Origin of the sequence: Vibrio sp. 10N.261.52.C2, from assembly GCF_041471425.1 — a bacterium.
Taxonomy (GTDB): Bacteria; Pseudomonadota; Gammaproteobacteria; order Enterobacterales; family Vibrionaceae; genus Vibrio; species Vibrio crassostreae_C.
Genome location: NZ_JBFROH010000008.1, coordinates 138,228 through 152,091 on the forward strand (window position 1 = coordinate 138,228; position 13,864 = coordinate 152,091).

Consider the following 13,864-nt stretch of genomic DNA (forward strand, 5'->3'; position numbering starts at 1 on the left):
CACATGAATAAGAGTCAAGTTTTCCTACTATTTTTACTGTCCGTAGTATTTGGTTTAGCTGCTGTTTTTTTCGCTAAACAATGGATGGAAAATCAAGTACAGCCAACAGTCGAAGTTGAAACTGTGGAGCGTCATCCAGTAGTTGTGGCCTCACAAGAGATTGAAGCTGGAACGATAATTGAAGAGCAGTTCCTAACCACGAAGTTAATGGAAGTTGATTGGATTAACGAGAATAACTACTCCGATGTTTCAGAACTCGTTGGCAAGGTGGTTGCGAATACCATTTATGCCGGAGAGGTGCTTCACAAGTTACGATTTACTGTACCAGGAGAAGGGTCAACGCTTGCAGCTCTTATCCCTGAAAATAAACGTGCGGTAACGATACGTGTTGATGATGTTATTGGTGTGGCAGGTTTCTTATTACCGGGTAACAAGGTTGATATTCTCAATACGGTTTCTTACGGAAAAAATTCTGCAGCTACTCAAACGGTTCTTAAAGATATTAAGGTTTTGGCTGTAGATCAAACGGCTAAAACGAATGAAAACAGTCCAATTATTGTACGAGCGGTAACTCTTGAGATGACGCCGAAAGAGGCCGAGAAACTTCTCACGGCTAAAAGCAAAGGCAGTATTCAGCTGACTTTGAGAAACCCACATGAAGTTGAGAAAAAAGTGGTTCGTCGATATGTGCCTAGACCAAGTGTCACCATTATCAAAGGTACAGAAACATCTAATGTGCGCGTCAAGGATTGAGGTGAAATATGAGAATATTAATTGCGTGTGTTTTGAGCCTAATTTGTATTTCGACGGCCAGTGTTGCGGCGTTACAAACGGGAAAAACAGTCACGGTTCCACATCATAAATCTACGCATGTCGTGCTGTCGGGAAAAGCGGCGAAGGTTTCTCTTGGTGATCCTGAAGTTTTAGATATTGTAATTTTAAAATCAAATGAAGTGTTTTTAATTGGTAAAAAATTAGGTGCGACAAACCTAATGGCTTGGGACTCTCGAGGTCGGTTGATTGAGTCTATTAACATTGAGGTTACTCATGATCTTAATAGTTTAAAGGCGAAGTTATATGAGTTCCTTCCTGATGAAACTATCGAAGTACATAGTGCGCAAAACCGTTTGTTGCTGAGCGGTCAGGTGAGCAACCAACAGCAGATGAATGTCGCGATGAGAATTGCAGAAACTTACTCCTCCGGGCAAACCGCAGATGAGTCAAAAGAGAGTGGTAGTGAGCAAGCTGCGGCGACTGGGGTCATCAACTTAATGTCGATTGGTGGTGCTCAGCAAGTCATGCTAGAGGTCACTGTCGCTGAAGTGCAAAGAAGCTTAGTTCGAAAATTCGATGCTAACTTCCATTTCTTCCAAACCAGTGGTTCTGATTTTTCATGGGGAGCGTCTTCTGTGCCTGCTGGTGTATTGGGTGCAACGCCGATTTTTGATATTCCCACCTCAACAGATTATGGGATTTTAGGTTCTTTTATCGATAGCAATACATTGTTTACCTTTGCTTTGGATGTTGCAAAGCAGAATGGTGTAGCCAAAGTTTTGGCTGAGCCGAATCTAACCGCGTTAAGTGGTTCAAAAGCTGAATTTTTAGCGGGCGGTGAGTTCCCAATCCCTGTGCCTGATGAAGACGGCATCACCATTGAATACAAAGAATATGGTGTAGGGCTGAAATTCATCCCAACGGTTCTTAGTGACAAGAAAATCAACCTGAACTTGGCTGTTGATGTGAGTGAAATTGCGAATAGTAGCTCGCTAACGATTGATCCTGGTACTACCAACGCGACTTACTTCATTCCACCTATTACGCGTCGTAGTGCATCTTCAACTCTTGAGTTAGCAGATGGCCAGACTATCGGTATTGCAGGTTTACTGAGTGAGAATGTGAGAGATATCAGCAACAAGATGCCAGGCTTTGGTGATGTGCCGATTTTAGGGCAGCTTTTCAACAGCCAAGAGTATGTATCTGGCGAAACCGAACTGGTTATTCTTGTGACTCCAAGGCTTGCCAAGCCAATCGACCGCACGAAAGTGACATTACCAACAGATGCTTTCGTCGACCCTAATGACTTGGAATATTATTTGTTAGGCCGAAGCGCTTACATTGCTGAACCGTCAGAGTCGGACTCCGAGCAATCTCAATCGACACAGACTGTATCGCCGACTGATGGTGGTAGCGAAGGCTCATTTGGTCATGATTTATAAGGAGATGGATATGATTAGAATAATGATGGTCTTTCTCGTGATGGTGTTAGTTGGCTGTGCGAACGATGCTCGTTTAGGGCACTCAGTAGCACTAGTGAAAACTGAGCAAACGTATAACCCTAATGCGACCCAAGAGAATTTACTCGAAGTACCTGATGGTACAGGGGAGCGGATGCAGGCTGGTTACGACCGATATGTTGGCAGAGGTGAAAATGATCTGTCCGGAAGCAGTAGTAGCCAGATCCTAGAAGAGTTTAACTAAATCTGGAGGTACTCACATGTTGTATCGAGTATCACAAAGTCCGAAAAAGCAGAAAGGATTAGTGGTGATTATGATTACTGCTGCCTTGTTGGTTTTTTTAGCCGTCTCAGCGTTAGCTGTAGATATCAACCATATGGTTGTGAACAAAACACGGTTACAAAATGCGGTAGATTCAGCTGCTTTAGCTGCCGCAACTATTTTGGATAATAGTAAGGATAAAGATGCAGTAGATGCCGAGGTTGGCACTGCATTAAATGCCATGGCTGGCTCGACGGGAAACCACGAGTTTGATTTTTCAACCGCTTCAATCAGTATCGATTACTCTAATGATCCTCAAGACTTTACGGGCACGGCTACTTTTGGCATCGACGATGATGTTTATGTGCGTGTTCGAGTAGATTCATTGGGTATGAGTGAATTCTTTATTCAATTATTTGGCCTTGATAAAGAGGTATCTGCTAGTGCTGTTGCGGGCCCCAGTTCAGGGCAAGAAGTTGTAAATAACGTTGTACCAATAGGTGTATGTATTGGTGATGGGACATCTGACAATGATATAGATCCTGAAGATGGCTTTCATGATGTAACTGGTGAAGAAATAACGAATGTTTTTGGCTATGAAGTCGGTACCGTTCATGCTTTGAAAGTTGGAGATAACAAACTATCTGAAATGGGTAATGGAAATTACCACCTATTGGACTTTGGCTCTGGTGGTAAAACGGTAAAAGAAGGTCTAGGGGGGGACTATAGTTATCCTGTTGCAATAGGTGACGATATAACCACCAAACCAGGAGGAACGGTTGGTCCTACCGGTGATGGCTTAAATACTCGATTTGGTGATTATGGTGGAGGATTATCGGCATCAGATTACCCCACTGATTATGTAACGACTGAGCCTACTAATGAGATTACGATCGATGCTAGTACGGGAGATATCGATTTTGACGGCAGTTATACCTATGCTCAATATGAATCAGCGACTAACACATGCATAGCTAATAATGGTTCTGGGTGTGCGGCTAATGGTGTTGCTTGGCGTCGTATATTACCTATACCTATGGTGGATTGTTCAGGTAAAAGTGGCGGTGCGACTGAATTTACGGTGAACAAAATTGGTTGTTTCTTCTTGCTACAAAAAGCGCCGACCAATAACTCAGGAACGCCTGCAGTTTTTGGTGAATTTATACACTCTTGTAGCGTAGCTAGCGGATCTGGCAGTACTAACTCGACTACGGAAGGGACATACAAAATCGTATTGTATAAGGACCCAGATAGTGGGGAGTCGTAACCATGAAACTATTCAATAAATTACAGGGTGGTTTTGCAGCCATTGAGGTGGTTATAGCGACCCCGGTATTACTGTTCTTTCTGATATTGGTGCTGGAATTTGGCAATATTTTAGTCCATTACAATGTGATATCTAAATCTGTGCAAAACGGTGCTCGTTACGCAGTTAGTGAAGTCTATGGAACGATCGGTGGAACTATTGCGCCGACTTCCGAAATTCAAAATGTGGTGGTTTACGGACAGAATAGTGTAGGGACTGCGGTGTTATCTTCATTGACGACTGCAGATGTTACCGTTACGCCACCGTCAGGAGATAGTTATGTACGGGTAAGTGTTACCTATGATTATGTTCCACATTTCTTGTCTATTCCCTTTTCCTCGGAGAGTTTTTCGATTCCGTTAAGCGTCACTTCGGTTATGAGGGTGCTGTGATGAGAAAGTCAAAAAGGTGTATTGAAGGGCTTGCTATCATAGAGTTCACATTAGTGTCATGGCTGATTTTTCTCTTGATTTTTATAATCTTGGCATTGGGTGCCTATATGTTTTCGTTGCAGATGGTAAGTGAAGCCACGAGGAAAGCAGCAAGGTTAGCAACGGTTTGCTATGTAGCAGATAGAGATAATATTGCCGCAATGGTTGTGGGAGATATTCCTCTTGTAGGATTTACCGCTGCCAATTTAGAAGTTGCTTATTTAGATATTGATGGGAATGAAATTACGTCAGGTTACGACACTGATCCAGTATTTAGTACCATTAAATTTGTAAGGGCGAGTGCAACTGGATATGGCGTTCAGTTAATCGGAGATTTGAGTTTTTTTGGTACTAGTGGGTATCTTACAGCTCCTTCGTTCGAAACTATTTTGCCAGCTGAGAGTTTAGGAGTTGTTAGAGCTGATTCCGAAACAAGGAATAGATGTCCATGAGTTATTTTATACAGGAGTTGTAGCATGGGGGAAGCAATTAAAATAACGCCAAATGAGAGTGATATTGTGCGTTTGAAAACAAACCTTAAGGTCTGGTTAATATACAGCTCAGAAGGTTTTCTTTCACATATGAGTCTTGAATTAAAGAAATGTCGAAATGTACATGTTACATCATTTTCTCTCGCAGCAATGAGCGAGGAATACCTAAAAAATGCTGATGTTCCAGAGCTTATCTTTGTAGAAGCAAGTGGAAGTTGGGCACAAAAAATGGTGGAGTTACAGGGGTATGATTTATCGCTCGAGGATAAGGATTTATCTTTAGTTGTACTCGGGGACGAAAGTGATAACGGGTCATTAAAAATTGCGCTTCGCTTAGGAGCCTCAGATTTCTTATCTCATAATGTCACTATTTCAGACTTACTCCCTTTGCTTAAGAAAACGGCTTCCGAAAAGCTTGAAAACTCCAGTTATGGAGAATTTATCTTGTTTTTGAACACCAAGGGAGGGATGGGAGCAACCACTTTAGCGTTAAATACCGCTATTGAGATGGCTAATCAACACCCAAATGAAGTTCTCTTACTCGATATTGATCTCCAATTTGGAGTAATTCCTGATTACTTAAATATTATTCCCACCTACAGCGTTTCTGATGCAATAAATAGCGCGAATGACCTAGATGAAATCTCCTTAGGTACTTTGGTCAATAAACATGAATCTGGTCTTCATGTTCTAAGCTTTAAACATGAAAACAATGCTGATGATTTCGAGCAGGCACAAAAAATAGGCAGACTGCTGCCTATATTGCGCCGTTTTTACCCTTATGTGGTGATCGACCTATCTAGAGGGTTAGATCATGTATTTGCATCTGCTATATCACCTGCAACGAAAGTGCTTCTGGTTTTACAGCAGAGTTTAGTGTCAGTAAAAAACACAAGTAGATTAATTAAGTCTCTGAAGTTTGAGTACGGCTTACAAAGCGACGCAATAGAGGTAATCCTTAACCGTTACGAAAAACGACATTCTATAAAGTTAAAAGACATTGAGCAGGCGGTGGGCAATCACGACATCCACCTGATGCCTAATGATTTTAAAGTGGCACTAGAGAGTGCCAATTTGGGGCAACCGTTAGTTCAGTCGAGAAAGAAAAGCTCAATTACTCGTTCTATCATCGATTTGTCTCACGTTCTTTCACCACCAGAGCAAGAAGAAAAAGGCTGGTTGAAAAAGTGGTTTTCATAACGGGTAGATGAATAGTGAACACGAGGGATTGTGATGTTCTTTAAACGAAAAAATGTAAATCCAGAGTTTGAAAAAAGAGTAGAACAGATTTCGCATGACTCAGAAGATACCAACCCTGTTGAGCGTTTATCCAGTGTTGATACGTCTAGTCAATCTCGCAGTTCTGAAGCGAATGTAGAAAAGGAAAAGGCGATTGATGAAGCTCGAAAAGTGTTAGAGCAAGAGTTATCAATCAAACACTTTTTTCATAAGCAACTGCTTGAGACCCTAGATTTAGGATTACTCTCAAGTTTGGAAAAAGAGCGGGCTAAGGTTGACTTGCATGAAGCCATTTTACAGTTGATGGCTGACGATGGTAGTCATGCACTCAGCGCAGAAGGTCGTAAGCGGGTCATCAAACAGATAGAAGATGAAGTTTTTGGTCTGGGGCCGTTGGAGCCCTTATTAGCTGATCAAACTGTGTCGGATATATTGGTCAACGGCCCTAAAAGTGTTTACGTTGAGCGCCGAGGTAAATTAGAAAAAACACCGTATACGTTTTTAGATGATCGTCACTTAAGAAACATTATTGATCGTATTGTCAGTCAGGTTGGTCGCCGGATTGATGAAGCATCACCTATGGTAGATGCCCGCTTAGTTGATGGTTCTCGTGTTAATGCGATTATCCCGCCTCTCGCACTCGATGGCCCTTCTGTTTCTATCCGCCGTTTTGCTGTGGATCGCTTAACGATGGATAACCTTATTGACTACAATTCAGTTTCACCCCAAATGGCTAAGTTTGTTGAAGCTGCAGTAAAAGGCGAGCTCAATATATTGATTTCAGGAGGGACGGGGTCAGGGAAAACAACCACACTGAATATCTTTTCTGGTTTCATTCCGCGAGACCAGAGAATTATTACCATAGAAGACTCGGCCGAATTACAACTGCAACAACCACATGTTATTCGTCTCGAAACCCGCCCTGCTAACCTAGAAGGGAAGGGAGAAATCAGCCAGCGCGAATTGGTTAAAAATACCTTGCGTATGCGACCAGATCGAATCGTGGTTGGGGAGGTGCGTGGTAGCGAAGCCGTTGACATGCTAGCAGCGATGAATACCGGTCATGATGGTTCACTGGCTACCATTCACGCGAATACCCCCCGTGATGCCTTGAGTCGGGTCGAGAATATGTTCTCGATGGCAGGGTGGAACATATCAACCAAAAACTTACGAGCTCAAATTGCTTCGGCTATCCACCTTGTTGTTCAAATGGAACGCCAAGAAGATGGTAAGCGTCGTATGGTGAGTATCCAAGAGATCAACGGCATGGAAGGTGAGGTGATTACGATGTCGGAAATATTCCGTTTTCAGCGTAAAGGTATTGATGAAGACGGCAATATTATCGGTTATTTCACAGCAACGGGGGTTGTGCCTCAATACCATGACCAGTTAGTCAAACGTGGACTCGACCTGCCTTTCGAGCTCTTTAGTGAGACCAAAGTCTAAGGATATATTATGGACAATGTAAGCGTTTCATTAGGTCTATTATTCATTGCGGTGCTTTTTATTTCTCAAGCTTTGTTGCTCCCTGCTGCAGGGAAAAAAGCGAAGCACAAAGAGTTGTCTCGACGTTTGAAGGAGGCGCAACGTAATATCGATGAAGAGAGTCTATCTTTATTAAAAGAACATTATAACAAAGAATTATCTCCTATAGACCGTAAGTTAATAGTTATTCCATACTTTGCTGGATTAAAAAAAATGTTGGAATTAGCTGGTTTTAAATTAGCATTGAGCCGGTTTTTACTTATTGTTTCTCTTTGTGGTGTCTTGCTCACATTGATATCAATAATGACCAATCAAGAATGGTTTATTAGTTTAGCAGCATTCATTTCTGTTTGGGTTATATCTTATCTGTATGTACAAAATCGAGTGGCTTATAGAATGGCTCGATTCGAAGAGCAACTTCCAGAGGCTTTAGATATTATCCGACGAGCACTGCAAGCAGGGCAACCGCTTGTTCAATCATTTAATGAAGTTGGTGAAGAACTTCCTGAACCTATCGGTGCTGAGTTTAAAAATACCTACAACTTACTTAATTACGGTTATGACTTACGTTTAGCTATTTTACAGATGGCAGAGCGAGTTCCCACCGTATCAATGTTGGCTTTTTCTAGTGCAGTAATGCTACAAAAAGAAACTGGGGGGAATCTATCAGAGAACCTGCAAAAGGTATCTGAAGTACTAAGAGCCCGCTTTAAGTTAGAAAGGAAAGTAAAAACGCTCTCTGCTGAAAGCCGTCTGTCAGCATGGATCTTAACCTTATCCCCTTTTGGTTTATTTTTTGCCTTAAAGGTAGCCAGTCCTGAATATATCGAGCCACTTTACAAAGATCCTCGCGGTCTATCGATGGTCAGTGTCGGTATTGTTCTCTTGGCGATCGGAGCCTTGTGGATTAAAAAGATCATCAGTATAGAGATTTAACTTATGGAATTATTAAATATTGAAGTCTGGAAGCAGATGTTAGCAGAGTTTGGGATCAGCTCTCAGGCTGTTATCTATGCGATGATTTTGCTCACTACTATCTTATTAACATTGACTATTGGGTTCTTGTTTTTAGGTGCTAGATCTCCTTTAGATAAGAAGCTAAGACAAATATCTGAAGAGGGGAGTACTGGTGGTCGAAAACCTTATGATTTTTCAAATACGTTAGAATCATTAAGCCCCTTTATAAGTAAAGGTAATAAAAAGGACAATGAAACTTACTCAGAAAAGCTGATGCATGCTGGGTTCCATGAGAAGAGCTCGTTATCAGTTTTCTACGCGTTGAAGGTTTTATCTAGTTTAATAGGCATCGTCGCTGCTTTTATGGTCTATTACATATCGTGGGGTGGAGATTACAATAATTTACTCATCATGACTTGTGTTTTTCTCGGAACATTTACGCCAAATATTATTCTGAACAAGTTACAAAAAGAGCGTCAGAAAAAAATAAGAAATGGTGTCCCTGATGCGCTTGATCTTCTTGTTGTGTGTACCGAGTCTGGGCTTGGTTTTAATGCAGCCCTTGGACGTGTCGCATCTGAGATCTATGTCTCTCAGCCGGAACTTGCGGATGAACTAGAGACTGTGTTTGCTAAAATCCAAGCGGGTGTCACTATGCCTGATGCGCTTAGACAGCTTATCGAGCGAACCGGTTTAGTCGAATTGGAAGGGTTGGTTTCTTTGCTTTCTCATGCATCGAGAATGGGCGGTAGCTTAGCGCAAACGCTTCGTGATTATACTGAAGACTTTAGAGATAAACGTCAGCAAGCCGCTGAAGAAATTGCGGCGAAAATACCGACCAAAATGTTATTTCCTATGCTGATTTTTATTTGGCCTTGTTTTTTCATTGTTGCACTTGGCCCAGGACTACTTATCGTAATGGACGCATTGAGTGCGCCGGGAGCAAGTTTATGATGTTATACAATAAGTTCCTTCTACTTTTCCTACCAATACTACTACTCGGTTGTGCATCATCTGATGAGCCAACGAATCAATTTGATGCAGAACTGTATTCCGGTAAACCGATAGATACGTTAACGAATGATGACCCTCCTTTGAGTGAGAAAGAAGCGATCATGCGTGGTGATGTAGCATTAAGGGACAACAACATCGATCTAGCCTTGTATGAATACATCCGCTCTCTGTCTTTTCCTGAGCAAGAGTTTCACGACAAAACGCTGTTTACTATAGGTAAAATCCATTCATCTCGTGGCAACTCGGCGCTTGCCGAGAAAGCGTATTTGGCGGCCTTAGATTTCAATCCAGCACATACCGAGGTACTGGAGGAATTAGGCGTTTTGTATACGAAGCAGCGACGAACGGATGAAGGTCGAAGTTATTTCTTTAAAGCGATTAATGCCGACCAAGTTCGTTTGAAAAGCAGTGAAACGATTAAAAACCACCAAGCGTTAAGCCAAAGTGAAGTCGCTAGCTTGAAGGTTGACAGTATGTCTCCTGCATCAGCATATATGGGAATTGGTGTGTTGGAAGATGTCGACGGAAAGCATCAGATAGCTCAAGAGTACTTCAAAAAGTCACTGCAGATAGACAAAAACTCATTCAAAGCTCTGTTGAATATGGGCTACTCCCATTACATGTACGGCAATTACAAGGAAGCGTATCAGTATACGCGTTCAGCTCTAGAGTTAGAGCCAAATAGTGAGAAGGCCCAAAACAATCTAGCCCTCATTTATCTGGCTTCCGGTGATGTTAAGAAAGCCACTAATATGTTTATGCGACATATGGATACGCCTGAAGCGTTGAATAATGTAGGGTATTTCCTAATATTACAAGGTAAGCCGGATGAAGCCGTTCCTTACCTTCAGCAAGCAATAGACAAGAAACCATCGTATTACAGAGTTGCGAACGAAAACTTAAACAGAGCATTAGCGGAAGTGAGAGAGATGGAGCAATAGTCGTTTAAATTTTAGCTCAGTGAAAAGGATATTCATGTCGCCTAAAAGTGAGAGTTTTAATAAAGATATCATTGTTATCTCTGTCATCTGGCTAGTTTGTGCCACAGTGATCTTTATTTACAAGTGGGAGAGTGTTTCAGCTCTTAACCTGAATGACAATGACGACTATATGCGTTTCGTTCAATTTCAGGATTGGATGGCAACTGGACATTGGTACCTAGAGCCAATGAATAATTTTAATGCCGCTGACGGCATTATTATTCATTGGTCTCGCTTTCCTGATTTAATCTTATCGCTCGTAGCTTTTCCATTGTTGTTTATCGTCGATGATAATCTTGCTTATACAATATCAATTTCTCTTGTCCCTCTGCTTTACTTGCTACTTTTTTCTCTGTCATGCTTTTACCTAGCTGACCACCTCTTCGGTGCCAAGTATCGCTTTATTAGTATGATGTTTGCGATTTCTTCGCCGTCAATTATCCATTTTTTACCCGGTTCTATTGATCATCATAATATTCAGCTGGTCTTCGCGGTCCTATTTCTAGCTTTAACGCCATTGAATCATGAGCAGTTGCGCCATGCGTGGCGTGTGTATGCGCAATCTATCTTGCTGTCTCTATCTTTATGGACGGGGCTTGATAATGTTTTGCTATTCATGTTTTTTTTCGCGATTTATACCGTGTATTACGGTCTTGTTCGCCATGAGTGGTTTGGCTATATCTCTAAGTTGTATGCGAGTTCCGCTCTGTTTGGGATTTGTGCGGTTTTATTAAATCGGCCTTACGATGAGTTTTTCGTTTTTAAGTACGACGAAATATCATTTGTTCTCATCATCCTTTTCTTCTGTGGCTGGCTTTTCGTTAATGTTTATCATCGGTTTATGAATGAAGATAACAGTCTACTGCAAAAGGTTTTTCTGTTCGTATTTCTAGCTGTTCTATTTTTAATCCCAGTGGCAGTGCTTTATCCATCACTCAGCAGTGCGTTGTTAATTGATTACCCTCCAATACTTAAAGTCTATTGGTTAGACCAAGTGACGGAAGCGAAATCGGTCGTTAGATATGTCGCAAGTCATGGTTTTTTCTCGATAGAGAATTACGCTTTGCTCGTGATTCCTGCCACTTTGTATCCACTTTTTAAGCGTAAAAATCACCACTGCGCAATTTTGTATCTCATCTTTATGTTCAATTTAGCCCTTGCGATCTTTTGGCAGATTAGAGTCATGAGGTTGTGTTTTGTGCTAGCGGCTCCCCTCCAAGCATACGTGATTCTTCAGTTAGCAGATTACATCCGTTCCTCCATCATAAAAGCAGCGGTTATTACTTCTGGAGCACCACTAGCGGTCGCCTTTGTCATTCTCGCGTTGTCGCCAACCGAAGAAATTACAACTACTCTTGATCAAAAGGAGCAATCTCTGAAGATTCATAAGGTGTTAAAAGATAACGATATAAATTCGCACACCATACTTTCAGGGATTGAAACGGGGGCTCCAGTGTTGGCAAAAACGGATAATCGAATTATTGCTGCTCCTTACCATCGAAATATTGTTGGGAACCAATTTCTTATTGAAGTGATGCTAGAGGAAGATCTGAGCTTAGCCGAACGGAAAATCATAGAGAAAAGCATCGATATCATTGTTATTGGCAATGATCCGCATTTGTTGATTTTAAAGGACTCGGCTAGCGAGGAGGCATTGATCAATAAGCTGTACAGCTCAGATACGCCAACTTGGTTAGATGTTGTGTACGACAATATTGAAAATGGGTACCGAGTGTTTCGAGTCAGGGAGAGCTCATGAAGAATCAAACCATAGCGGTGTTACTCCCGTGCTATAACGAAGCCGGAGCGGTTGGAAAAACGGTGGCTGACTTTCAACGTGCACTACCAAGTGCGACGGTTTATGTGTACGACAATAACTCTACTGATGGCACGGTCGAAGAGGCGCTGCAAGCTGGTGCTGTTGTTCGCCATGAGTATCGTCAGGGCAAAGGTGAAGTTGTGCGACGGATGTTCTCAGATATTGATGCTGATATTTATATTATGGCTGATGGTGATGATACCTACGACGCCTCCATTTGCCCTACACTGATTGAACAACTGGTTACTGAACAGCTCGATATGATCATTGGCAGTCGAGAGCGCTCTTCCGAGGCTTATCCTGCAGGACATATTTTGGGTAATAAGATGTTTTCGACTCTGATAAATAAAGGGTTCAATGCTCAATTGAATGACGTTTTCTCTGGCTATCGAGTGATGAGTCGCCGGTTTGTAAAAACGGTCCCTATTTTCAGTGACGGCTTTCAAATTGAGACGGAACTAACCGTGCATGCATTGCACCACAATATGTCGATCAAAGAAGTACCCACTCATTATCACTCAAGGCCTGAAGGCACGGCGAGTAAGCTGAATACATTGAGTGATGGGATCAAAATCCTCAACTTTATTTTGTTCCTGCTACGAGACGTAAAGCCGATGTTTTTTTTCGGTGCTTTGTCGGTGTTGCTTTGCTTTATCTCATTGGGATTAGGGGTTCCCGTTATTATCGATTTTATTGATACCGGGCTCGTTGAAAGAGTCCCAACAGCTATTCTGTCTAGTTCAATTGCACTTATCGCGGTGATGTCTTTCTTTTGCGGCTTGATACTCGACAACGTGTCACGAGGTAGAAGAGAGATGAGAATCCTCTCAATATTAAGAAGTCACGATCACAAGCCATCTCAATAGGATTCAGGAATGAGAATAAACAAGGATGAAGACAAGGAGTGGCTCGATTATTTGTCCCGTTTCAGTGATGAATATGACGAGCGAGTCTACGAAAGCAGTACAACAGGCTATGTGATGAGGGCGGGTCATATAGCGTGTGAGAAGCCTTTCAGTAACAGAGAGCATTTCTCGAAGGTGCTAGAAGTGGGTTCAGGAACGGGTGAACACTTGAGACATGTTCAGCATAGTTTTGACGAGTATACGGTCAGTGATGGCGATTCTGCCGCACTTGAAGTGGCAAAAAGGCAACTCAGTAACACCAGTACTTATGACAAGCTCGTTTTTAATGTAACGAATGCACGAGCGTTAGACTTTGAAAGCAACTGCTTTGATCGTGTTATTGCGACACATATATTGGAACACCTTTATGAGCCTCATCTTGTGATTAAAGAATGGCTTAGGGTATTAAAGCCGGGCGGCACTTTGTCCATTTTGATTCCTACAGACCCAGGTATTGCATGGAAGGTTGGTCGTTATATGACGACAAGAAAACTTGGAGTGAAAAAGGGGTGGAACTACGATTACATTATGGCGAGAGAACATGTTAATCCCTGCAATAATTTGATCGCCTTTTTAAAGTACTATCTCCCTGATAATAAACACTCTTTTTGGCCGTTAAGCCCAATCCCGCTAATTGATTGCAATTTGTTTTTTAACTTCCATGGAATCAAGCCTGCTAGTTAAAGGTTCGACGGCTCCTATCGTTCAGTCGTAAGCAAGAAGTTAGGTATTCACTAACTT

Annotated in this window: 14 protein-coding genes; all 14 read left to right on the forward strand. The window is 42.0% G+C overall.

Going from position 1 to position 13,864, the window contains the following annotated elements:
* The first annotated feature begins 3 nt into the window (after positions 1-3).
* Genes cpaB through AB4307_RS02365 form a run of 14 tightly spaced genes read left to right on the forward strand, consistent with a single transcriptional unit; the run spans position 4 to position 13,807 of the window.
* The gene (gene cpaB / locus AB4307_RS02300) at positions 4-753 is read left to right on the forward strand and encodes a Flp pilus assembly protein CpaB (RefSeq protein ID WP_372130964.1); all 750 of its coding nucleotides are present in this window, start codon (positions 4-6) and stop codon (positions 751-753) included.
* Between the two features lie 8 nt (positions 754-761).
* Positions 762-2,216 (forward strand): type II and III secretion system protein family protein, encoded by a 1,455-nt coding sequence (locus AB4307_RS02305; RefSeq protein WP_372130966.1) that lies wholly within the window; start codon positions 762-764, stop codon positions 2,214-2,216.
* A complete protein-coding gene (locus AB4307_RS02310) occupies positions 2,206-2,478 on the forward strand; it encodes a hypothetical protein (protein ID WP_372130968.1) in 273 nt (90 codons plus the stop codon). Before AB4307_RS02305 ends, AB4307_RS02310 begins: the two co-directional genes overlap by 11 nt.
* A 16-nt stretch (positions 2,479-2,494) precedes the next feature.
* Entirely contained in the window at positions 2,495-3,763 is a 1,269-nt protein-coding gene (locus AB4307_RS02315; protein ID WP_268671974.1) for a Tad domain-containing protein, read from the forward strand.
* Positions 3,764-3,765: 2 nt separating this feature from the next.
* The gene (locus tag AB4307_RS02320) at positions 3,766-4,194 is read left to right on the forward strand and encodes a TadE/TadG family type IV pilus assembly protein (RefSeq protein WP_050652461.1); all 429 of its coding nucleotides are present in this window, start codon (positions 3,766-3,768) and stop codon (positions 4,192-4,194) included.
* Positions 4,194-4,685 carry a TadE/TadG family type IV pilus assembly protein gene (locus AB4307_RS02325; protein ID WP_102319923.1) on the forward strand — a complete coding sequence of 164 codons (492 nt, stop codon included), beginning with the start codon at positions 4,194-4,196 and terminating at the stop codon, positions 4,683-4,685. Before AB4307_RS02320 ends, AB4307_RS02325 begins: the two co-directional genes overlap by 1 nt.
* 24 nt (positions 4,686-4,709) lie before the next feature.
* Entirely contained in the window at positions 4,710-5,924 is a 1,215-nt protein-coding gene (locus AB4307_RS02330; RefSeq protein ID WP_102319924.1) for an AAA family ATPase, read from the forward strand.
* A 33-nt stretch (positions 5,925-5,957) separates the two neighbouring features.
* Positions 5,958-7,409: a TadA family conjugal transfer-associated ATPase gene (locus tag AB4307_RS02335; protein WP_372130970.1), complete on the forward strand. Its 1,452-nt coding sequence runs from the start codon at positions 5,958-5,960 to the stop codon at positions 7,407-7,409.
* Positions 7,410-7,418: 9 nt separating this feature from the next.
* On the forward strand, positions 7,419-8,384 hold the full coding sequence (locus AB4307_RS02340; protein WP_102319926.1) for a type II secretion system F family protein: 966 nt from the start codon (positions 7,419-7,421) through the stop codon (positions 8,382-8,384).
* A gap of 3 nt (positions 8,385-8,387) precedes the next feature.
* A complete protein-coding gene (locus tag AB4307_RS02345) occupies positions 8,388-9,359 on the forward strand; it encodes a type II secretion system F family protein (RefSeq protein WP_372130972.1) in 972 nt (323 codons plus the stop codon).
* The gene (locus tag AB4307_RS02350; RefSeq protein ID WP_102319928.1) at positions 9,356-10,360 is read left to right on the forward strand and encodes a tetratricopeptide repeat protein; all 1,005 of its coding nucleotides are present in this window, start codon (positions 9,356-9,358) and stop codon (positions 10,358-10,360) included. The genes AB4307_RS02345 and AB4307_RS02350 overlap by 4 nt, the downstream gene beginning before the upstream one ends.
* Positions 10,361-10,394: 34 nt before the next feature.
* Positions 10,395-12,158 carry a hypothetical protein gene (locus AB4307_RS02355; RefSeq protein ID WP_372130974.1) on the forward strand — a complete coding sequence of 588 codons (1,764 nt, stop codon included), beginning with the start codon at positions 10,395-10,397 and terminating at the stop codon, positions 12,156-12,158.
* Positions 12,155-13,084, forward strand: coding sequence for a glycosyltransferase family 2 protein (locus AB4307_RS02360; protein WP_372112682.1), 930 nt, complete (start codon positions 12,155-12,157; stop codon positions 13,082-13,084). Before AB4307_RS02355 ends, AB4307_RS02360 begins: the two co-directional genes overlap by 4 nt.
* 9 nt (positions 13,085-13,093) lie before the next feature.
* Positions 13,094-13,807: a class I SAM-dependent methyltransferase gene (locus AB4307_RS02365; RefSeq protein ID WP_017065822.1), complete on the forward strand. Its 714-nt coding sequence runs from the start codon at positions 13,094-13,096 to the stop codon at positions 13,805-13,807.
* Positions 13,808-13,864: the final 57 nt, after the last annotated feature.